Source organism: Kitasatospora sp. NPDC004614 (assembly GCF_042873675.1).
Classification (GTDB): Bacteria; Actinomycetota; Actinomycetes; order Streptomycetales; family Streptomycetaceae; genus Kitasatospora.
Genome location: NZ_JBIALR010000001.1, coordinates 383,949 through 405,657, shown reverse-complemented (window position 1 = coordinate 405,657; position 21,709 = coordinate 383,949). Strand labels below are relative to the sequence as shown.

Genomic DNA, 21,709 nt, shown 5'->3' with positions numbered 1-21,709 from the left:
CCCTTTCGGGCGGGGGTGGTCAGACCCCTTCGTCCTGAAGGTCGGCGACGATGTCGCCGGCCCGGTTCGCCATGGTGCTGAGCAGCGAGTCGGCGATCCCGTGGGTGGCTTCGTTGACACCCTGCAGGTAGAGGCGGGCGTGGTCGCCCTCCGCCGTGCGGACCCGGTAGCGGCGCTGCACCGTGAGTTCGGGCAGCCCCAGCGCTTCTCCTACCCCACGTACGGCGGCGGGCATGCCTGGTTCGTAGCCGGTGCCCAGCAGGACGCGGTCGCAGGCGAGTTCGGTGTTCTCGCCGGTGAGCCGGTCGTGCAGGGTCAGGACCACGCCGTCCTGGTCGGCGGTGGCCGCGACCACTTCGGTGGCGGTGAGGATGCGCAGTCCGTCCTTGCCCTCCAGCCGGTCGCGGTACTGCTGGTGGTAGAGGCTGTCGAGCAGTTCGGGGGTGACGCCCGCGTAGTTGCTGCGGGTCATCTCGGCGAGCACCAGGGCGCGGGCCGGCTCGTCGAGGTCGTGGAACTCGCGGGACGCGGCGGGCGAGTAGAAGCGGCTGGTGAACTTGGAGGTGACGTACGGGGTGAGGGCGAGGCCGCGGACCACCAGCACCGGGGTGCAGCCCGGCAGGTCGTCCCGGACGGCCTGCACCATTTCGACGGCGCTCTGCGCGCCGCCGATCACCGCGATCCGCTGCGGGACGTCGCGCGGCAGGGCGGCGATCCGCTCGGAGTAGACGCTGCTGTGCACCACGCGTTCGGCGGGCAGGTCGCGGAACACCTCGGGGATCCGCGGGTCGCGGCCGCCGGCCAGCACCAGGTGCCGGGCCCGCACGGTGCTGCCGTCGGCGAACGCCACGTCCCAGCGCCGCAGGGCGCCCTGCGGGTCGCGGACGGGGTCGATGCGGACGGCGCGGCGGTGGTGGTGGACGGCGACGTGCTCCAGGCCCTCGGCGACCCAGCGCAGGTAGTCGGAGATCTCGCTGCGGTAGGGCGTGAACGAGCCGAGGCTCATGAAGTCGTCCAGCCGGCCGCTCTGGTGCAGGTAGTTGACGAAGGTGTAGCGGGAGCGCGGGTTGCGCAGGGTGGCGAGGTCCTTGAGGAAGGAGACCTGGCTCTGTGCCCAGGGGATGAGCAGGCCGCTCTGCCACACGGTGTGGCTGTTCTGCTCGACCAGCAGGGTGCGGCGGGCGAGGTCGGGGGCGAGTTCCTCGAGGGCGACGGCCAGCGCCAGGTTGGCCGGGCCGGCCCCGATGCCGAGGATCTCCACGTCAACGTCTGCCACGGTCACGGTTGTCGGTCCTTCCTCGGTGGCGGCACGGTCGGGGGGCCGGCCCCGCGCCCGGCGGGGGCGCGGAACCGGCCCTGGGTGGTGCGAGAGGTCAGGAGACCTGGCCGAGCAGGCGCGCCGCTTCGTCGGCCCGCTCGTTGATGGTGGCCGCGAGGGTGGCGACCCGGTCGGCCATGAAGCCGTCGGCGCCGATCAGCGCGGCCTCGGCGGTGCCCAGGCCGCTGAACAGCCGGGACGCGAAGCGGTGGTTGGCGGTGTGCCGGTGGCCGGCCGCGTCGAGGATCTTGTCGATCGAGACGGCGTGGTCACGCGGGTGCCAGATGTACCGCTTGAGGCGGAACCGCAGCTCGACCGGGCCGAGCTCCCACCAGGCGGAGCGGATGCCGAGCTCCTTCTCGGTGATCTCCGAGTAGTCCTGCGTGTTGCGCAGGTGCAGGCGCTCGTAGAGCGCGAGCAGCTCGTGCAGGCTCTCGTGGCTGCCGAGCGGCTCGCCGTGCTCGGCGACGGTGTCGGTGGCCGGCACCACCTCCGGCGGCAGGCCGTTGCGGCCGCGGTCCAGCGCGTGCAGGATCTGCGGCCGGTAGGCCCACCACTCGGCCATCACCACGTGGGCGAGGTTTTCGCGGATGGAGCGCTCGGAGCGCAGCGGGGTGGTGTCGAGCAGCGCGTCCGGGACGCCGACGAACAGCGACTGGAACTCGCGGTAGGCGAAGCGGTGCTGGCCGAGCAGCCGGTGGGTGTCGTTGAACTCCGGCCCGTTCTTGGCACGTTCGCGCTCCGCGACGACCGCGAAGTCGCACAGCTCCTGGTAGGCCTGCAGGACGACCTCGCGCAGGCAGTCGGAGTACCACTGCCAGTCGCCGGGGCCGGGCTTGCCGATCCAGTCCTTCATCAGGACGCTGTCGGGCAGCACCGCGACGGTCTGCGCGAAGCGCTCGACGGCGGCCGCCAGCGGCGAGGTGGTGACCTGGTTGTGGCGGGACCAGGAGGTCTCGATGGTGCCGCCGCTCTGCGCGACCTTGCGCCAGCGGGCGGCCTCCTCGACGGTGACCTTGTCCTGCGGGAAGCGGGCGGTGGCCTCGTCGAACAGCCGGATCGCCTCGCCGTACTTCTGCTTGCGCAGCGCGGCCTTGGCCCGGCCGACCAGCAGCTGGGCCTTGAAGCTGTCGGCGGTCAGGTGCCCCGGGGTGTCGTGGAACACCGTCTGGTAGCCGACCGACAGGCGGGTGCGGCGCGGGGCGCCGTTCCACTCGTGGTAGCGGGTCTGGTCCGGCGCGAGCAGCTGCACGGTCGGCGACCAGATGAAGATGTGGTTGTTGATGATGTCGGTGCTGGCCCGGTCCGGGTCGGTGGTGACCACCCGGACGGGGAGCGTGTACTCCATGATGTCCCGGGCGATTTCCGGGTCGGAGTAAATGCTGCGGTCATGATTTCCGCAGCCGGAACAGTCGGGTGAGTGGAGGTCCAGGAGGACCGGCTTGTCCTCGATCTCGGAGCGCTTGAGAAGCGCCTGGAAGTCGTGCTGGTCTGCCCACTTAACTGCCAACGTAGGACCCAATCCTTGCGCTTTTGGCGGAAGTGGCTGGAGGGCAGCGGATTCGTGCCATGGCTCCCCCTGCCACGATCATGAACCTACCCCGCTCGGCGTGTCCACTGTCAAGCGTTCAAAGGTAATATTGTTGCGTTGATGTTGCGCCCAGTAAACTGACCTGCGGTTTTTACCGAATCCCTACCGGGCAAAAACGGACACTCCCGACCGATCGGTCGGTAGCCGCCCCAGGCGGCCCAACAGTGAAAGCTCCACCCATACCGGAACAGTGCCGCGAAGGTCCTTGATCGGCGCCCCGACCTGGGTTAGAACAGTTGGCGGGTGTGTGCCGGGGCGACGGCACCGAGCGGCCGGCCCGGCGCCGCGATCACCCTCCACAGGCGTTCCGACACTCCTTTCCGCAGTCTTCTCTGTTTTTCTCCTCACTCGACCCGGCATGGCCGGAGGCGTATTTCTGCGACCTTTTCCGTCGCAGGACCATGGCCCCGGGGCGACTGAAAGCGGGGGCGGTATGACGATCCATCTCAATGCAGGCCCATCGACCAACAACCCGGCGACAACACCCGTCCAGCCGTATTCCTACCGATTCCGCGAGCCGGTCGAGCCGGAATGGAGGAGATTCCCCGGCTGGTCGCAGGTCACCGCCGACGAATGGGATTCCGCGCAGTGGCAACGCGCCAACTGCGTCAAAAGCGCGCGCCAACTGGGCGCCGTCCTCGGACCCGGAATCGGCGATTCCTTTCTCGCCGACCTGGTGCGCGACCAGCAGCAGCGCGCCACCATGTCGATGCTGGTCACCCCGCAGCTGCTGAACACGATGGTGCCGCACCTCGCGCCCGGCGAGGCCGGCTTCCTGGACGCGCTGTACGCCGACCCGGTGCGGCGCTACATGATCCCGGTATTCTCCGACCGCGACCCGCGCTGGCCCTCCCACCCGTTCGCCACCCGGGACTCGCTGCACGAGAGCGAGATGTGGGCGGTCGAAGGATTGACGCACCGCTACCCCACCAAGGTACTGGCCGAGCTGGTACCCACCTGCCCGCAGTACTGCGGCCACTGCACCCGGATGGACCTGGTCGGCAACCCGACCCCGCAGTTCACCAAGCACCGCTTCGACCTGCGCCCCGCCGACCGGCTCGGCCGGATGCTGGAATTCCTGCGCACCCACCCCAGCATCCGCGACGTGGTGGTCTCCGGCGGCGACCTCGCCAACCTGCCCTGGCCGCGCCTGGAGTCCTTCCTCACCGCGCTGCTCGACATCCCCAACATCCGCGACATCCGGCTCGCCACCAAGGGCCTGGTCGGCCTCCCCCAGCACTGGCTGCAGAAGGAGGTCCTGGACGGCCTCGCCACGGTCTGCGCCCGCGCCCGCCGGCAGGGCGTGCAGATCGCCGTGCACACCCACGCCAACGCCGCCCAGTCGGTGACGACTTCGGTCGCCCGCGCCACCACCGCGCTGTTCGAGGCCGGGGTGCGCGACGTCCGCAACCAGGGCGTGCTGATGCGCGGCGTCAACGACTCGGTGGAGGCGCTGCTCGACCTCAGCTTCGGGCTGCTCGACGGCGCCGGCATCATGCCGTACTACTTCTACCTCTGCGACATGATCCCCAACAGCGAGCACTGGCGGGTCGCGCTGTGGGAGGCGCAGGCGCTCCAGCGCGGCATGATGGGCTACCTCCCCGGCTTCGCCACCCCGCGGATCGTCTGCGACGTCCCGTTCGTCGGCAAGCGCTGGGTCGACCAGGTCGACTCCTACGACCGCCAACGCGGCATCTCCTACTGGACGAAGAACTACCTCACCCCGCTGGAAGCCGCCGACCCGGCGGCCGGCGGCCGTGCCCACCCCTACTACGACCCGATCCCGAGCCTTCCGCCGGAGGGCCAGGAGTGGTGGAAGAAGACGCCGCATGAAGCTCATTGACGAGCACGGACTGTCCGTCGCCCTGATCGACCCCGACGAACTCGACGCCCGGCCCTGGACATCGAGCGATCGCCACATCGACGTGGTCCGGATGCTCCGGCCGCCCGCCGACCGGATCCACGCCCTGCGGGCGGCCGGCTTCGTGGTCAAGCCCGAGATGCTGACCTGGCTCGCCGAACTCGGCCCCGACGAGGACCACTTCCTGGCCCGGCTGGAGGCCAACCCCCGCCGCGACATCCTGCGCGCCCGCCGCCGCGCCGCCGTCCTGCGCGAGGAGGTCCAGGACCAGGTCGACGCCGACACCCTGGACCGCTTCCTCGCCCTCTACGAGCAGCGGGTCTCCCAGATGCAGTTCGGCGTGCCGTACGCCAAGCGCCATCGGGAGGCCGTGCTGCACGGCCCGCAGAAGTACTTCGGGGTGTTCGCCTTCGAGGGCGAGGAACTGGTCGGCGGCTGCCTGGTCGCCGAGTGCCCGGACGTCTCGGCGATCCGGGTCCGGTTCTCCGCCGTCACCGAGTACTGGCGCCGGGAGGCGAGCCTGTCGCGCGCCCTCTACTTCACCGCGATGCGCACCGCCAGGGCCAAGGGCCTCCGTTACGCCACCCTCGGCGACGAGCCCAACCTGTACGGGCACCTCACCCAGGTCGGGCTGTTCGCCTTCAAGGTGAAGATGGGCTTCCGGGCGGTGCCCTCGCAGGACTTCGGCGACCCGACCGGCTGCGACGAGGCCGACCTGGTACTGAATTTCTCCGCCCTGAACGACCCCGGACTGATTCTCGGATATCCGCCCGAACTGCCCGCCGACGACCGCCGACTGCGCGCCTATTTCCTCACCGAGGACATTTCCCGGGCGGCGAAATTCCGGGCCGATTTCCTGGAAGGCGTGGAGCCCCGCACACCTTCCCGGTGAACGAGGCTCCAGAATTAATTGCGGTTCAGCTGTCCGACGGGTTCCCGGACTCCACCGGGAACCCGTCGCGCTTCCAGTACTCGAAGCCGCCGATCATCTCCTTGACCTTGAACCCGAGCACCGCGAGCTTCGCCGCGCCCTTCGTCCCGGCGTTGCAGTCCGGCCCGAACCCGTAGGTCACGTAGGTGACTTCGCGGTCCAGGCCGGTCACGTGCTCCGGCCCGAGGTCCCGGTGCGGCAGGTTCAGCGCGCCCGGGATGTGCGCCTCCCGGTAGGACTCGGCACTGCGGGTGTCCACCACCCGGACGCCCGGCACCTTGTGCGAAATGTCGTGCTCCACGTCCGACGGGTCGCACTCGGAGGCGAGTTTCGCCAGGAAATAGGTGGTCGAGAGGTAGTTCGTCGCCGGAACCCCGTTCACCTTGCTGTCGGCCGTGAGGAACTGGAAGAGCTCGTGCCGGTCGGACACGGGAACACCCCTTTTCAACGAAATGGCGTCGGTGTCGAACAGCCTATGATCCGGGCCCCGAGTGCCGCAAGCATTCTCGAAAGCCGAATCCGCCAATTCGACTCGGCGGAATTCACCGACCGACGAGCTGTCAGGCCCGACCCGTCAGGCGTCGGCCCGACAGGCGTCGGCCCGTCAGGCCCCGTGCTGTCAGGCGTCGGCCCGTCAGGCCCCGTCCTGCCAGGCGCCGTCCGGGAAGTGGCAGGCGGCTGCGTGGTCCACGCCGGGGGCGGCGGGGACGGCGACCGGCTGCTCGGTGGCGCAGCGGGTGCGCTGCTCGGGGGCGAGCGCGGCGTGGACGGGGCAGCGGGCGCGGAACGGGCAGCCGAGGTGGCGTTCGGCGGGCGACGGCGGGTCGCCGGCCAGCAGCAGCCGGGGGCGGGCGCGTTCGGCGGCCGGGTCGGGCAGCGGGACGGCGGCGAGCAGGGCGCGGGTGTAGGGGTGGCGGGGCGCGGCGAAGACCCGCTCCACGGTGCCGGTCTCCACCGTGCGGCCGAGGTACATGACGCTGACCCGGTCGGCCAAGTGCCGCACCACGGACAGGTCGTGGGAGACGAACAGGTAGGCGAGGCCGAGTTCGGCCTTCAGCTGCTGGAGCAGGTTGAGCACTCCGGCCTGCACGGAGACGTCGAGCGCGGAGACCGGCTCGTCGAGGACCAGCAGGTCGGGGCGGACGGCGAGGGCGCGGGCGATGGAGATCCGCTGGCGCTGGCCGCCGGAGAACTCGTGCGGGTAGCGGTCGGCGTGTGCCGGGTCCAGGCCGACCTGGCGCAGCAGTTCGGGGATCCGGCGGCGAGCGTCCCCGGCGGGGGTGCGCTGGGCGAGCAGCGGTTCGGCGATCACGTCGCCGACCGGCATCCGCGGGTCGAGGGAGGCCGCCGGGTCCTGGAAGACGATCTGGACACGGGAGCGCAGCCGGTGCGCGGCGGCCCGGTCGAGCTGGGCGGTGTCCTGGCCGAGCAGCTCGATCCGCCCGCCCTGCGGGGCGGCCAGCTTGAGGACCTCGTACAGGGTGGTGGACTTGCCGGAGCCGGACTCGCCGACCAGGCCGAGGGTTTCGCCGCGCCGGATGTCGAGGTCGACGCCGTCCACGGCGAAGGTCTCGCCGATCCGGCGGCGCAGCAGGCTGCCGCGGTAGCGGGGGAAGCTCCGGGTGAGGCCGGTGACGGCCAGCACGCTCTCGCGTTCCTCGCGCGGCCGGGCCTCGGCGGCGGGCACCGCGGGGACGGGGTAGACCTCGGCGGGGGCGGGCCGGGTGGCGGCGAGATGCGCTGCGCGCACGCACGCGGCCAAATGCGCGCCGAAGTCGGCGGGTTGCGGCTCGGATGCCACCCGGCCGTCGTCGGCCGGTGCCGGTTCGACGGCCGGTGCCGGTTCGACGGCCGGTGCGGGTTCGACGGCCTCACGGCCATCGGCACCGGCAGGTTGCGTCTCGGCAGCCGGGTGCGCGCTGCCACCGGCCGGACGTCCGCCGGCCAAGTGGCCTGTGTCGTCGACGAGTTGCGGTTCGGCGGTGCGGCAGCGGTCCTCGACCAGCGGGCAGCGGTCGGCGAACGGGCAGCCGGCGCCGCGCAGTTCACCGGCGGCGGGTGGGCGGCCGGGGATCGGCACCAGCGGTCCGCCGCGACCGTCGAGGCGGGGGACGGCGCCGATCAGGCCGAGCGTGTAGGGGTGCCGGGGGGCGGTGAACAGCTCGTCCACGGGGGCGGTTTCGACGATCCGTCCGGCGTACATGACGGCGACCCGGTCGGCGCTGCCCGCGATCACGCCCAGGTCGTGGCTGACCAGGACGAGGGCGGCGCCGGTCTCCCGCTGAGCGGTGCGCAGCACGTCCAGCACCTGGGCCTGGATGGTGACGTCGAGGGCGGTGGTGGGTTCGTCGGCGAGCAGGATGTCCGGGTCGTTGGCGACCGCCATGGCGATCATCGCGCGCTGCCGCATGCCGCCGGAGAACTCGTGCGGGAAGGCGTCCAGGGCGCGGGCCGGGTCGGGGATGCCGACCAGGTCGAGCAGGTCGGCGGCGCGCTTGCGGGCGGCGGCCTTGCCGACGGCCTGGTGCACCCTGACCGCCTCGGCGATCTGGTCGCCGATCCGGTAGACCGGGGTGAACGCGGACAGCGGGTCCTGGAAGACCATGGCGATCCGCCGGCCGCGAATCTCCGCCAGCTGCCGGGCGGGCAGGCCGACCAGTTCGCGGCCGTCGAGCTGGACCGATCCGCCGATCCGGGCGGTGCCCGGCAGCAGGCCGAGCACGGCGAGCGCGGTGACGGACTTGCCGGAGCCGGACTCGCCGACCAGGCCGAGAGTCTCCCCGCGACGCAGGTCGAGATCGACGCCGCGGACCGCCGGGTGGTCCCCGAAGTCGACGGTGAGGTTGCGGACGGCGAGCAGCGGGGTGGTCAAGGGGTGCTCCGACGCGAGGGGGTGGCGGTCTTTCGGTTCTTTCGGCCCTGTGCACGGCGGGAGGGCCTGCGTCCGGCCGCGGCGGTGGGGTCGAGGGCGTCGCGCAGGCCGTCGCCGACCAGGTTGACGGCGAGCACGAACAGCACCAGCAGGCCGGCCGCGAAGTAGAACAGCCAGGGGAAGACGGGGGCGTCACTGGCACCGGCCGCCAGCAGGGTGCCGAGCGAGACGTCGGGCGGGCGCACACCGAACCCGAAGTAGGAGAGCGCGGCCTCGCTCATCACGGCGCCGCCGACGGTGATCGTGGCGTCGATGATCAGGAACGAGGAGACGTTCGGCAGGATGTGCCGCCAGATGATCCGGAACGGCCCGACGCCCATGAACCGTGCGGCGACCACGAATTCGCGCTCCCGCAGGGACCGCGTCATCGAACGGATCACCCGGGCGGTGATCATCCAGTTGAAGACCGCGAGCAGCAGCACGAACGCGATCCAGCCGCTGCCGCGCAGTCGGGGCGAGATCACCGCGATCACCAGGAACGCCGGGAAGATCAGCATCAGATCGACCAGGAAGGTCAGCAGCCGGTCCGTCCAGCCGCCGAAGTACCCCGCGCAGGCGCCGACGAGCGAGGCCAGGCCGGTGGAGAGCACAGCCACCAGCAGGCCGATCACCAGCGACTTCTGGAGCCCGCGGACGGTCTGCGCGAACACGTCCTGGCCGAGACCGTTCGTCCCGAACCAGTGCTGCGGGGACGGGGGTTGGCGCAGCGCGGTGTAGTCGGGGGTGGAGTAGTCCCAGGGGGTGAGGTACGGGCCGAGGAAGGCCAGCAGGAAGAGCAGCACCATGACCACCAGGCCGAGAACCGCTCCGCGGGAGCCTGCCAGTCGCCGGGTGGCAAGCCGGAGGCGGCCTGCGGGCACCCGCTGATCGGTCTGCGCCGCGACAGTCTGTTCCACCAGCTCGGCGCTCATGCGGCCCTCCCTCGGACACGCCCGCAGGGCGCAGCCTTCTGCGTCGTGTGGCCATGGGTGAGCCACCAGCCCGCGTCGCGCAGTTCCGCCACCTCGCTTCGCTGGGGGTACCCCCAGCGCCCCTGGTTGTGCTCCCTCTGGTTTCGCATCCCGCTCATGCCGTCCTCACTCGGGGGTCGAGCGCAGCGTGCAGCGCATCGGCGAGGAAGCCGGCGGCGAGGACGACGACGGCGGCGAAGAGGTTGACGGCGACGACGGAGTTGACGTCCTGTTCGTTGACGGCCTGGATGAACCACTCGCCCATGCCGTGCCAGCCGAAGATGGTTTCGGTGAAGGCGGCGCCGGTGAACAGGCCGAGGAAGGCGTAGGCGAACATCGTGGTCATCGGGATGATCGCGGTGCGCAGGCCGTGCTTGAGCAGGGCGCGGGTGCGGGTGAGTCCCTTGGCTTCGGCGGTGCGCAGGTAGTCGGCGCCGAGGACGTCGAGCATGGTGGAGCGCTGGTAGCGGCTGTAGGTGGCGAGGCCGCCGAGGGCGAGCGAGAGGGTGGGCAGCAGCAGGTGCAGGCCCCAGTCGGCGAGGTGGGTGCCGAGGCCGCCGGAGAGGTTGGGTGTCTCGTAGCCGGTGAACGGGATGACGTCGTGGCCGGCCGCGTTCTTGGCGGCGATGGCGCCGTTCTTGAGCAGCAGGGCGAGCAGGAACACCGGGGTGGAGAGCAGCACGAAGGACAGCACGGTGAGTGCCCGGTCGGAGAGCCGGTACTGCCGGACCGCGCTCCATGCGCCGGCGGCCACGCCGAGCAACATGCCGAGGACGCTGCCGACGAGCAGCAGCCGCAGTGAGACCCAGATCCGGCGGCCGAACTCGTCGTTGACGGAGGTGTCGTGGATGGTGCGGCCGAGGTCGGCGTGCAGCAGGACGCCGTCCGCCCAGGTGGCGAAGCGTTCGACCACGGGGGTGTGGTCGTTGAGGTTGAGCGCGGTCAGCTGCCGGTCGACGGAGGCGGCGGAGGGGCGCGGTTGCTTGGCCTCGAAGTAGGCGCGCGGGCCGAGCGCGGTGCCGGTCAGCGCGTAGGCCAGGAACACCGCGGCGGTCAGCAGGACGACGTAGTAGCCGAGCCGCCTGGCCAGGTAGCCCGTCACGGCGCACCTCCGGCCTGGTTCGCACACCTGCTGAACATGGTCATTTGCCTTCGCTAGTACGGACTTTGGCGCACATTCGCGCAGCAGTTGTACGCCACGCGCGACCGGCCCGTCCAGGGTCGATCGTGTCGGCGGTTCGCCCGCTCCGGCGAACCCGCTGGTCACAGCTGATCAGACGGGTACGGACGGGGTGTTGCGGCGGTGTTTCGCTCCGTTTCGTTTCGATCAGTTCCGCGCATCACCCTGGTGGGGGCGGCTGATGGGCTGTTACGTTCGGCCCGCCGGCATCGAGTTGGCTGCCCACGATCAAGCATCGCCACACCTGACGACGCCCGAAGACTCGTAGAACCCCTCCGCACGCCTCCGAGACCCCGAGGACTCCGCCGATGGACACATCGCCCGTCACCCGCCGAATCGGCCGCGCCGTCGCCGCCGCCCTCGCCGCGCTCCTGGCCGCGAGCGCCTGCAGCAGCCAGAGCGGCTCGGGGGGCGACGTCGCCAAGACCGTGGCACCGACCGTGGACGCCGAGGACAACAACCCGCAGCCGCTGGAGAACGTCAGAGACGGCGGCGAGCTGCGCGAACCGCTCCAGCAGTGGATCACCCAGTGGAACCCGTACCAGGTCGACGGCAACTACGGCGACGCGGTGGAGATCATGGGCTACGTGGAGGCCAAGCTCTTCCGATCCGACGCCAAGGGCGTCTACCACCCCGTCCCCGAGTACCTGGTCTCCGCGCAGGTCACCTCCACCTCGCCGCAGGTGGTGACGTACAAGCTCAACCCGAAGGCGGTCTGGTCCGACGGAACGGCTCTGAGCTACAAGGACTTCGAGGCGGTCTGGAAGGCCTCCAACGGCAAGGACCAGGCGTACAACCTGGCCGACTCCTCCGGCTACGAGCAGATCTCCGGCGTCGAGCAGGGTGCCGACGCGAGCGAGGTCAAGGTGACCTTCTCGCAGCCGTACGCCGACTGGCAGAGCCTGTTCAGCCCGCTGCTGCCCGCCTCCGGGCTCTCCACCCCGCAGGCCTTCAACGAGGGCTGGATCGAGAAGGTCCCGGTCTTCGGCGGCCCGTTCGTGCTCGCCAACGCCGACAAGACCGCGCAGACCATCACGCTGACCCCCAACCCCCGCTGGTGGGGTCCGAAGCCGAAGCTCGACCGGATCACCTTCCGGGTCCTCGACGCCGCCGCGATCACCCAGGCCTACCTCAACAACGAGATCGACTTCGCGTCCGCGGGCGCCGCCGCCTCCTACGGCCAGCTCAAGGACGCCAAGGACTCGGTGATCCGGACCGGCACTCCGTGGGACGAGGTGCACATCTCCTTCGGCGGCAACGGCGTGCTCGCCGACCAGAAGGTCCGTCAGGCGCTCGGCAAGGCACTGGACCGCACCGCGCTGATCAAGGTCGCCAACAAGGGCGTCCCGGTGGAGTTCAAGCCGCTCGACAGCCACCTGTTCATGACCAACCAGAACGGGTACAAGGCCAACGCCGGCGACTGGGTGACGTACGACCCGACGACCGCCAAGAAGTGGCTGGACGAGGCGGGTTGGAAGGACTCCGGCGGCACCCGCAGCAAGGACGGACAGCCGTTGGAGCTCCACTACGTGCTGAACGACGCCTCCAACCAGGCCCAGATCGACCTGGCGGCCGCCACCCAGAACATGCTCCAGCAGGTCGGCGTCAAGGTCACCGTCGACAAGGTGCCCAGCAAGGAGTACTTCTCCAAGTACATCGACCAGGGCAAGTTCGACCTGGCCAGCTGGCGCAACACGAACTCCTTCCCGCTCTCCAAGACGGTGCCGCTCTACCGTGCCCCGCAGGGCGACAACGTGTTCGGCAACTACTCCAAGCTGAGCACCCCCGAGATCGACAACCTGCTGCGCACCGCCGCCGCCACCCTCGACCCCGCGAAGGCCGACGAGCTCTACAACCAGGCCGACGTGAAGATCTGGGAGCTCGCCCACACCGTCGAGCTCTACCAGCGCCCCAGCATCGTCGCCGTCCGCAAGGGCCTGGCCAACTACGGCGCCGGCAGCCTCGCCGACACCGTGATCACCTCGGTCGGCTGGCAGAAGTAGCACCGCCGATGCCCCGCCATGCCCTGCCTGGCGGGGCGTCAACGCGCCTGCTACCTGCGATGCTTGAAGTCCTCCAGCGCCTGCCGGACGGTCGCGGCCATGTCCTGGCTCCCCACGTGCCCGGAGTCGTCGAAGATGTGCAGCTTCGCGTCCGGCCAGGCCTTCGCCAGCTCCCACGCGGTCTGCACCGGGCAGCCCATGTCGTACCGGCCGTGCACCAGCACGCCCGGGATGCCCGCCAACTTGTCGGCTTCCCGCAGCAGTTGGTCCTCCTCCAGCCAGGCGCCGTTGCTGAAGAAGTGCGAGCAGATCCGGACGAAGGCGATCCGGTCGTCCATCTCGCGGTTGCTGTACATCCCGGGGATGCCGTTCGGCTCGCCCTCGATGACCGCGTCCTCCCACGCCAGCCACTCGTTGGCGGCCTTCTCCCGCACCGCCCGGTCCGGGTGCTCCATCAGCCGCGCGTACGCCGCCAGCAACTGGTAGACGTCACCGCCCCGTTCGCCCTCCGGGACGCCGTCCCGGAACCGGTCCCACGCCTCGGGCCGGAACCCGCCGACGCCCCGGTACAGCCAGTCGGTCTCGGCCCGGCGGGTGGTGGTGACCGCCTGGATGACGATCTCACTGACCCGCTCCGGGTGCTGCTGCGCGTACGCCAGGATCAGCGTCGACCCCCAGGACGCGCCGTCCAGCAACCACCGCTCCACACCGAGGTGTTCGCGCAGCCGCTCGATGTCGTCGATCAGGTGCTGCGTGGTGTTCAGCGCCATGTCCGCCGCCGGATCACTGGCATGCGGCGTGCTGAGCCCGCAGTTGCGCTGGTCGTACCGGATCACCCGGTACGAATCCGGGTCCCACGCCCGGGTCGGCCGCTTCGGGAACCCCGCCCCGGGCCCGCCGTGCACGTACAGCGCGGGCTTGCCCTCGGGGTTGCCGAGCTGCTCGTAGTAGATGCGGTTGCCGTCTCCGGTGTCCAGGAAACCGGTGTCGTAGGGGTGCATCGGCTCATAGAGATCAACCATGGGTACTCGTCCGTCCGCTCCGCAGTCCGACCTGCAAACAACGCCAACTAAACTGCCCGTCGGACCATTTGGCCAACCCGAGGCCCGGCGGAAGTGCGGAGTTCCATGAGCCCCTTGATCGACCGGAAGGCGATGGAGTCGGTCTTCGGCGCGGAGGAACTGATCACTCCGGCCGACCACCTGCTCGACGGCATCACGCACCGGGCGACCCGGGAGTTCCTGGGCGAGATCGGACTGCCGGACCGGACGGGCTGGTTCGAGACCGACCAGCTGATGGTCGACGGCGACCTGCGGATCGGCGGCGAGGCCTGGCAGCGCGTCGCCGGCCGGTACCCGAGCTGCCCGTTCGACATGTCGGTCTGGCTGACTCTCGGCAGTATCCGGCTGGACGACGTGATGGTCGACGTCACCACCGGCATCGTCTACTGCATCCCGGAGGGTGGCACTCCGCACCTGCTCAACAGCACGGTCGACGCCCTCGCCTTCTTCCTGCACGCCCTGGAGGAGGAACGACCGGCCTACGACCCCGACGCCGGTACGGACGAGCTCGACCCCGCGGGCGCCGAGGCAAGGCTGCTGCGGACGATGCGCCGGGTCGATCCCCTCGCGATGGAGAATCCCGAGTCTTGCTGGTTCACCGTCCTGCACTACGTCAGCTACCTCCTGGGCGACCCGCACTGAATATCCGTCAACTACCCTTCCGCTTCCGCACTTCACCCACAGCAGAACGCCGCTCCCTTCCGCTCGCGCGCGGGATGTCTACGCTGAAGTGGTGAGCACTCAAGGCCAGAACGAAGCCCGCGTCATCCCGCTGCGCCCGCAGGGCGGGGCGGCCAAGCAGCCGCCGGCGGTCAAGCAGCCGCCGGCGGTGAAGGAGCCGCTGTGGCGTGATGTGGTCGGTGGTGTGCTGCGGCGTGAACGGCTCGCCCAGCAGCGGACGTTGAAGGACGTCTCGGAGGCGGCGCGGATCTCCATGCCGTACCTGTCGGAGCTGGAGCGCGGCCGCAAGGAGGCCTCCTCGGAGGTGCTCGCGGCCGCCGCGCGCGCGCTCGGGCTGGGGCTCGGCGATCTGCTGTCGCTCGCCCAGGACGACCTGGTCCGCTACTCGCAGATCCGCCGCGCCGCGCCCGCCGCGCCGTACAACGGGCTCTGCCTGGCCGCCTGAACAACGGCCGCTACGGCGGCGATTGGCCGCCTGAGCAACGCCGGTCGGCACGGCGGCGGTTGGCCGCCTGAGCAACGCCGGCCGGTACGGCGGCAGTTGGCCGCCGCACCGGCCGGTTCTCGGTGCGTCAGGCCAGGACCAGGCGCCGGTTCAGCACCTCGTCGGCCAGGCCGTAGGCGACGGCCTCCTCGGCGGTGAACACCTTGTCGCGGTCCATGTCCGCGCGCAGCGTCGCCGGGTCGTGGTGGGTGTGCCGGGCGAGTACCTCCTCGACCTGCGAGCGGATCCGCAGCATCTCCTTCGCCGCCAGGCTCAGATCCGAGACCGTCCCCTGCCGGCCGCCGCTGGCCGGCTGGCCGAGCAGCACCCGCGAGTGCTGGAGCACGAACCGCCGCCCGGGGTCGCCGCCCGCCAGCAGGACGGCCGCCGTGGACGCCGCCTGGCCGACGCAGAACGTCGAGATCGGCGACTGCACGAAGGTCATGGTGTCGTAGATCGCCATCAGTGAAGTGAACGATCCGCCGGGCGAGTTGAGGTAGATCGCGATCTCCTCCCCCGGGCTCGCCGACTCCAGGTGCAGCAGCTGCGCGATCACCACGTTGGCGACGCCGTCGTCGATCTCGGTGCCGAGGAAGATGATCCGCTCGTTCAGCAGCCGGCTGAACACGTCGTAGGACCGCTCGCCCTGAGCCGTCTTCTCGATGACGTAAGGAACCGTGTACGAGCCCATGTCACAACCCCATCCGTCGACGGTTCGCGGCCGGACGGATGTCCGCCAGCGACTCCACCACCTGGTCCACCATCCCGTACTCCCGGGCCTGTTCGGCCGTGAACCAGCGGTCGCGGTCGCCGTCCCGGGCGATGGTGTCCTCGCTCTGGCCGGTGTGCGCGGCCGTGATCCGCTCGATCGCCTTCTTGGTGTACTCGAGGTTCTCCGCCTGGATCTCGATGTCCGAGGCGGTGCCGCCGATGCCCGCCGACGGCTGGTGCATCATGATCCGCGCGTTCGGCAGCGCGAACCGCTTGCCGGCGGCGCCCACCGTCAGCAGGAACTGCCCCATGCTGGCGGCGAAACCCATCGCCAGCGTCGAGACGTCGTTCGGGATCAGCCGCATGGTGTCGTAGATCGCCAGGCCCCCCGTCACCGACCCGCCCGGGCTGTTGATGTACAGGCTGATGTCGGTGCGCGGGTCCTCCGCGGAGAGCAGCAGCAGCTGCGCGCACACCCGGTTCGCCGACACCTCGTCGACCTGGGTGCCGAGCAGAACGATCCGCTGCGCGAGGAGCTGCGCCGCGAGGTGGTCGTCGAAGCGACTGGGCGGAGTGTCGCCGTCCTCCGCACGGGATGGGAACGGACTCATCGGGGTTTCCTCCTCGGGGCCGGAGCGCGTCTTCCACTCCACTGTTCACCCCGAACGACCCCTCGCAGACGCTTCTCTGCCCGCCGCAGATTCGCCACGGGCAGAGCCGCCCCGACTCAGACCCCGGGCGCCGGCCGGACGGTGATCCCGTTGCGCTCCAGCAGCGCCGCCGTCACGCCGTCGCCCGGCACCAGCGCGCCCGCGAACGAGCCGTCGTAGACCTTGCCCCGGCCGCACGACGGGCTCCGCGGCATCAGCACCGCCTCCGTGCACCCCGCCCGCTGCGCCGCGACCAGCGCCCTCTCGGCCCCCGCCACGAACTCCGCCGTCACGTCCCGCCCGCCGTCGTCCACCACCCGCGCCGTCCCGTCCAGCACGTCGTGCCCGTCACCCCCGACCAGCTCCGCCGGCCGCCGCGGCGTCTCCAGCCCGCCCGCCACCTCCGGGCAGAACGCCACCACCCGCCGCCCGTCCAACGCCCCCGCGAGCGCCTCCGACGCCTTGTCCCGCCCGTCGAACCGACACGGCACCCCACGCAGACAAGCACTCACCAAAATCGCATCCACCCGCCCAGGCTACCGGGCCACACACCCGCCCGACCGCGCCCGTGACCAGCACCGATGCCCATCGGCGGGCCGGTCAGGCCTTGCCGGTGGCGGCGACGGCCGTCAGGCCGCCTTCGGCGGGGCCGTAGACGCGGCCGCCTCCGGCCCAGAGGGGGACGGTGAGGGCGGTGGTGGTGGCTTGGAACCCGTAGGTCCAGCGGGCATTGCCGGTGGTGGGGTCGAGGGCCCAGGTCTTGCCGTGGAGCCAGAGGTAGAGGGTGTCGTCGGCGAACTGGGCGCCGAGGTTGGTGATGAGGGCGCCGGCGGGAAGGGTGCCGGCCCAGCGGACGGTGCCGTCGGTCGCGTTCAGGGCCTGGACCTTGACGGCGAGGGTCTTGTAGTCGATGCCCGCGGCGAAGACGGTCGAGCCGTCGGCGTTCGCCACCACCGCCTGGTAGGTCATGGTGGCCTCGCTCTTCCACGCCACCGTCCCGTCGGCCGGGTTGAGGGCGTAGACCCGGTCGGCGAGGTAGAGGAGGTGGCCACCGCCGGAGCTGTGCGGGCCGTCGGTGAAGGGCTGGACGAGGGGTCCCGCGCCGAGGGTGGTGCCGGGCGGGCTCTGGTGCCAGGCGGAGATGCCGGCGTCCTGGGTGTCGAGGCCGGACAGGGTGGAGGTGCCGTTGGACATGTCGCTCCGCTGCCAGAGCAGGCGGGTGCCGGTGGTGGGGACGGTTAGCCGGCCGGTGCCGAGGCCGGCGTCCGGGAATCGCTGCTCCCAGCGTTTCTCGTGGGTGGCGGTGTCCATCGCCCACAGGAACATCGTCTGGCCGGCGACCCCGGCGGCCGAGCCGGAGCCCTGGACGTAGACGACACCGTCCAGCACACCGCAGACCGCGCCGGAGGTGGCGTTCAGCGCGGCGCTGGTGTACGTCCACGCGATTTCGCCGGAGGCCAGGTCGATCGCCTTGAGGAAGGTGCGAATGCTGAAGTTCGGCGGGGCGCTCTGCTCCCGGGTGAGGTAGTAGCCCTTGCCGTTGGCGGCGACGACTTGCCCGAGCGTCAGTACCGGCATGTTGCCCTGGGCGGTCTTCGGCTCCCAGCGGGGCTTGCCGTCGCGGTCGAAGCCGCGAATGGTCTTGGCGTCGACGGTGAGGATGCTCTCGCCGTCGCCGACGATCTGGGTGAGCGGTTCGGGCACGGGCACCGTCCACAGTGCGGTGGCGATGTTGGTGGTGTCCAGCGAGCGTTCCGGGTCGGTGAGGTCACGCGCCGGTGACGAACTGCCTTTCACCGTAGCCGACTTGTCGGTGGTCCGGCCTGTCGTCAGGTACAGCGCCGTCCCGCCGCCCGCCAGCGCGACCGCTCCGCCGGCCAGCCCGTACAGCAGGGTCCGCCGCGTGGGTCGCTTCAACTCGGGCTCGGGCGGCGGCAGTTCCATCGTGGGCAGGAGCGGTGGGGGCAGCGTCGGCGCGAGGACGGCCGCCGAGCGTTCGACGGCGGCGACCAGCGCGGGGTGCAGCCAGGTGCCGGGGGGCTGAGGTTCGAGCCGCTGGGAGTCGACGAGTTGGCGCGGTGTGGGCCGGTCGGCCGGGTCCTTGGCGAGGCAGGCGGCGACCAGCAGGCGCAGCCCGGTGGGGACGCCGCTGAGGTCGGGTTCCTCGGCGGCGACCCGGCGGACCACCTCGATGGGCAGGCCCCCGCCGAACGGGCCCGCGCCGGTGGCGGCGTGCACCAGGGTCGAGCCGAGCGAGAAGACGTCGGCGGCGGGGCCGATCGGCCGGGCGAGGGCCTGTTCCGGCGACAGGTAGGAGGGGGTGCCGAGGATGGCGCCCTCGGCGGTGAGCACGCTGTCGTCGGCGGCGCGGGCGATGCCGAAGTCGATGACGTGCGGGCCGTCGAGGGCGAGCAGCACGTTGCTGGGCTTGATGTCGCGGTGGACGAGTCCGGCGGCGTGGATCGCGGCGAGTTCCTCGGCGATGCCGGCGGCGAGGATGCGCAGCACCGGTTCGGGGAACGGCCCGACCAGCCGGACCGCCTCGTCGAGCGGGATGCCGGGGATGTACGCGGTGGCGAGCCAGGGCAGCGGCGCGTCCGGGTCGGCGTCCACGACGGGGGCGGTGAACGCGGAGGACGCGGTGCGGGCGGCCGAGACCTCGCGCCGGAAGCGGGCCCGGAACCGCTGGTCGTCGGCGAGTTCGGGCCGGATCAGCTTGATCGCGACGGTCCGGCCGCCGGCCGACCGGCCGAGGTAGACGGCGCCCATGCCGCCCGCGCCGAGCCGGCCGAGCAGCAGGTAGGGGCCGACCTGCGCGGGGTCGGTCGGGGCGAGCGGGTGCATCGTCGTCAACTCGCTTTCGAGGGCAGGATGGTGAGGGTGGAGGGACACGGGACGGCGAGGCACCGGCGGCGCGCACTGGCCGTCCGGTTCGCCGCGCCGGGACCGGTCGGGCCGAGCGGATTCACTGTCGTCAACTCGCCTTCGCGGGCAGGATGGTGAGGGTGGAGGGACACGGGACGGCTAGGCACCGGCGGCGCGCACCGGCCGTCCGGTTCGTCGCGCCGGGACCGGTCGGGCCGGGCGGATTCACTGTCGTCAACTCGCCTTCGCGGGCAGAGCGGTGAGGATCGACGGTTTCGGCGCGGAGACGCACAGCCGTCCCGCGCCGGCCGTCCAGGTCAGCGTCGCGGGGTCGGTGCCCTTGTAGCCGGAGTACTTCCAGCGGGGCTTGCCGGTGGCGGGGTCGAGGGCCCAGACGACCGAGTCACGGCCGATCCGGTAGAGGGTGTCGTCGGCGTGGAGCAGGTCGGCGCCGTAGGCGCCGTTGCCGATGCCGTTGCCGTCGGGCGGGAGGGGGGTCTTCCAGCGCGGGGCGCCGCTCTTCAGGTCGACGGCGCCGATGGAGAACTCGCCGTCGGCGTCGGTCCACTGGCAGTGGAGCAGGCTGTCGTCGGGGCCGTGCGCGTAGGCGCTGCCGCCCAGGCGGGGGGTGGTGATGCCGCGAACGTTCCAGGCGGCTTTGCCGGTGGCAGGGTCGAGGGCGGTGAGAGTGCCCTCCTTGTCGGGGGTGAGGAACCAGCCGCCACCGGCGGCGATGCCGAAGGATTGGATGCCGGCCTGCCAGGTGACGGTGCCCGAGCCGTCGATGGCCTTGAGGCGGTCGGCGGTGGAGACCAGGACCCGGTCGCTCCCGGGCAGCAGGGCCGCTTCCACCAGTAGCGCGTCGTCGCCGTGGAACCAGGCGGTGCGCCGCCCGGCCAGGTCGATCGCCCACATGTTGCTGCCGTCCTGGTGCTGGCCCTGGCCCAGGCCGATCACGTACGCGGTGCCGCTGCGGATCCCGGCGAAGCGGAGCACCCCGGCCGCATGCGGCTGGTCGAGCGTCACCTTCCCGTCGGTCTTGCCCTCGGCCGGGTCGATCGCGAGCAGGAGGGTCGCCATGCTGCCCGGGACACCCGTGCTGCCCAGGCCGGCCAGGTGGATGCGGTGGCCGTCGAACCCGGCGACGGGCGTGGGCACGCCCGAGCCGAGGGCGAAGCTGACGCCCGTCGTACCGGCGTCCAGCGTCCACTTGGGCTTGCCGTCGCCGCCGACCGCCCACATCTGCCGGGGCGTGATGCCGACCACCACGCCGTCCAGTGACAGCAGCTGGACGCACGGCAGGTTGGCGTCCCGGTTCTGCCAGAGCGGGACGGCTTCCGGGACGTCCGCGCTCGGCCGTACCGGCGGGGCGGCGGTCTGTTTGCCGGTCGAGGAGCCGCGGTCGCGGTCGCGGTTGATCAGCGCGGCCGCCGTGCCCGCCCCGCCGGCGACCAGCACGGCGCCGCCGAGGCCGAGCAGCGTGCGACGGCCGATCCGGCGAGCCGGTGGTGGCTGGTCGATGGGTGCGTCCGAGGGGGCGGGCGGGGGCATCGGAGGTGGTGCGGGCGGCGCGGTGAGCACGGCGCGGACGGCGCGCACCTCGGTGGCGACGGCGGGTGGCAGCCAGCCGTCCGGGTCGGTGGGGTGCCCGGACTGGGCGACGTGGGCGACGAGTTGGCGGGGCGTCGGCCGGTGCGCGGGGGTCTTGGCGAGGCAGGCGGCGACCAACGGGCGCAGTTCGGCGGGTAGTTCGCCGAGGTCGGGTTCGGTGTTGACGATCCGGAACAGCACGGCCGCGCCGGCGCCCTCGCCGAACAGGTTCCGGCCGAGGGCCGCGTACGCCAGGGTGGAGCCGAGCGAGAACACGTCGCCGGCGGGCGTGAGCGGCTCGCCGAGGGCCTGTTCGGGGGACATGTACGGCGCGGAGCCGATGACGGAGCCGGTGGTGGTCAGCCCGCCGGCGTCGGCGGCCCGGGAGATGCCGAAGTCGATGACGTGCGGCCCGTCGAGGGCGAGCAGCACGTTGCCGGGCTTCAGGTCGCGGTGGATCAGCCCGGCGCGGTGCACCTCGCCGAGCGCCTCGGCGAGCCCGGCGGCCAGTGTGCGGACGGTGGCGACGGGCAGCGGGCCGTGCCGTTCGACGACCTGCCGCAGCGACAGTCCGGGGACGAAGGCGGTGGCCATCCACGGCAGCGCGGCCTCGGTGTCGGCGTCCACCACGGCCGCGGTGAACGCGCCGGAGACCCGCCGCGCGGCGGCCACCTCCTGCCGGAAGCGCTGCCGGAACTCGGTGTCCTCGGCGAGCTCCGGCCGAACCACCTTGACGGCGACGGCCCGCCCGCCGGCCGACCGCCCCAGGTACACCGCACCCATGCCGCCGGCCCCGAGTCGGCCCACCAGCGTGTACGGCCCGACCTGCCGCGGATCCATCCCGTCGAGTGGCTGCACCTGCCCTTCCCTTCCCCCGTCGGGTGCGCGGGACGAACCATAC

Annotated in this window: 17 protein-coding genes; 5 read left to right on the top strand and 12 right to left on the bottom strand. The window is 71.4% G+C overall.

Annotated features, from left to right (window positions below; genetic code table 11):
- Positions 1 to 19 precede the first annotated feature (19 nt).
- Positions 20 to 1,282 (bottom strand): SidA/IucD/PvdA family monooxygenase, encoded by a 1,263-nt coding sequence (locus ACFYST_RS01680; RefSeq protein ID WP_387859155.1) that lies wholly within the window; start codon positions 1,280 to 1,282, stop codon positions 20 to 22.
- 91 nt (positions 1,283 to 1,373) lie between these two features.
- A complete protein-coding gene (locus ACFYST_RS01675; protein WP_387859153.1) occupies positions 1,374 to 2,828 on the bottom strand; it encodes a DinB family protein in 1,455 nt (484 codons plus the stop codon).
- A 514-nt stretch (positions 2,829 to 3,342) separates the two neighbouring features.
- Here ACFYST_RS01675 and ACFYST_RS01670 point away from each other — a divergent pair.
- Together ACFYST_RS01670 and ACFYST_RS01665 are read left to right on the top strand one after the other, a co-directional pair.
- Positions 3,343 to 4,752 (top strand): KamA family radical SAM protein, encoded by a 1,410-nt coding sequence (locus ACFYST_RS01670; RefSeq protein WP_387859151.1) that lies wholly within the window; start codon positions 3,343 to 3,345, stop codon positions 4,750 to 4,752.
- Positions 4,739 to 5,662 (top strand): GNAT family N-acetyltransferase, encoded by a 924-nt coding sequence (locus tag ACFYST_RS01665; protein WP_387859149.1) that lies wholly within the window; start codon positions 4,739 to 4,741, stop codon positions 5,660 to 5,662. The genes ACFYST_RS01670 and ACFYST_RS01665 overlap by 14 nt, the downstream gene beginning before the upstream one ends.
- Positions 5,663 to 5,687: 25 nt before the next feature.
- Here the strand turns inward: ACFYST_RS01665 and ACFYST_RS01660 are convergent, their stop codons facing one another.
- From ACFYST_RS01660 to ACFYST_RS01645, 4 genes are all read right to left on the bottom strand, one after another.
- On the bottom strand, positions 5,688 to 6,131 hold the full coding sequence (locus ACFYST_RS01660) for a rhodanese-like domain-containing protein (protein WP_387859147.1): 444 nt from the start codon (positions 6,129 to 6,131) through the stop codon (positions 5,688 to 5,690).
- Positions 6,132 to 6,335: 204 nt separating this feature from the next.
- Positions 6,336 to 8,573 carry a dipeptide ABC transporter ATP-binding protein gene (locus ACFYST_RS01655; protein WP_387859145.1) on the bottom strand — a complete coding sequence of 746 codons (2,238 nt, stop codon included), beginning with the start codon at positions 8,571 to 8,573 and terminating at the stop codon, positions 6,336 to 6,338.
- Complete coding sequence (locus ACFYST_RS01650) at positions 8,570 to 9,544, bottom strand: ABC transporter permease (protein ID WP_387635874.1); 975 nt, start codon at positions 9,542 to 9,544, stop codon at positions 8,570 to 8,572. The genes ACFYST_RS01655 and ACFYST_RS01650 overlap by 4 nt, the downstream gene beginning before the upstream one ends.
- 154 nt (positions 9,545 to 9,698) lie before the next feature.
- A complete protein-coding gene (locus ACFYST_RS01645) occupies positions 9,699 to 10,685 on the bottom strand; it encodes an ABC transporter permease (RefSeq protein WP_387635877.1) in 987 nt (328 codons plus the stop codon).
- Between the two features lie 386 nt (positions 10,686 to 11,071).
- Here ACFYST_RS01645 and ACFYST_RS01640 point away from each other — a divergent pair, with 386 nt between their 5' ends.
- Entirely contained in the window at positions 11,072 to 12,766 is a 1,695-nt protein-coding gene (locus tag ACFYST_RS01640) for an ABC transporter family substrate-binding protein (RefSeq protein ID WP_387859143.1), read from the top strand.
- A 50-nt stretch (positions 12,767 to 12,816) separates the two neighbouring features.
- Here ACFYST_RS01640 and pip read toward each other — a convergent pair whose 3' ends face one another.
- Positions 12,817 to 13,788, bottom strand: a complete 972-nt coding sequence (pip, locus tag ACFYST_RS01635; RefSeq protein ID WP_387859141.1) for a prolyl aminopeptidase — start codon at positions 13,786 to 13,788, stop codon at positions 12,817 to 12,819.
- 105 nt (positions 13,789 to 13,893) lie between these two features.
- On the opposite strand from pip, the gene ACFYST_RS01630 reads away from it, so the two are divergent.
- Together ACFYST_RS01630 and ACFYST_RS01625 are read left to right on the top strand one after the other, a co-directional pair.
- Positions 13,894 to 14,469, top strand: coding sequence for an SUKH-4 family immunity protein (locus tag ACFYST_RS01630; protein WP_387859139.1), 576 nt, complete (start codon positions 13,894 to 13,896; stop codon positions 14,467 to 14,469).
- Positions 14,470 to 14,560: 91 nt separating this feature from the next.
- Positions 14,561 to 14,953, top strand: coding sequence for a helix-turn-helix domain-containing protein (locus tag ACFYST_RS01625; protein WP_387859138.1), 393 nt, complete (start codon positions 14,561 to 14,563; stop codon positions 14,951 to 14,953).
- A gap of 127 nt (positions 14,954 to 15,080) precedes the next feature.
- Here ACFYST_RS01625 and ACFYST_RS01620 read toward each other — a convergent pair whose 3' ends face one another.
- From ACFYST_RS01620 to ACFYST_RS01600, 5 genes are all read right to left on the bottom strand, one after another.
- On the bottom strand, positions 15,081 to 15,683 hold the full coding sequence (locus tag ACFYST_RS01620) for a ClpP family protease (RefSeq protein ID WP_387635890.1): 603 nt from the start codon (positions 15,681 to 15,683) through the stop codon (positions 15,081 to 15,083).
- A 1-nt stretch (position 15,684) separates the two neighbouring features.
- Complete coding sequence (locus ACFYST_RS01615; protein ID WP_387859136.1) at positions 15,685 to 16,314, bottom strand: ClpP family protease; 630 nt, start codon at positions 16,312 to 16,314, stop codon at positions 15,685 to 15,687.
- A 116-nt stretch (positions 16,315 to 16,430) separates the two neighbouring features.
- On the bottom strand, positions 16,431 to 16,880 hold the full coding sequence (locus ACFYST_RS01610) for a DUF523 domain-containing protein (protein WP_387859134.1): 450 nt from the start codon (positions 16,878 to 16,880) through the stop codon (positions 16,431 to 16,433).
- A 73-nt stretch (positions 16,881 to 16,953) separates the two neighbouring features.
- Positions 16,954 to 19,197, bottom strand: a complete 2,244-nt coding sequence (locus ACFYST_RS01605) for a PQQ-binding-like beta-propeller repeat protein (RefSeq protein ID WP_387860053.1) — start codon at positions 19,195 to 19,197, stop codon at positions 16,954 to 16,956.
- A gap of 255 nt (positions 19,198 to 19,452) precedes the next feature.
- A complete protein-coding gene (locus ACFYST_RS01600) occupies positions 19,453 to 21,666 on the bottom strand; it encodes a protein kinase (RefSeq protein WP_387859133.1) in 2,214 nt (737 codons plus the stop codon).
- Positions 21,667 to 21,709: the final 43 nt, after the last annotated feature.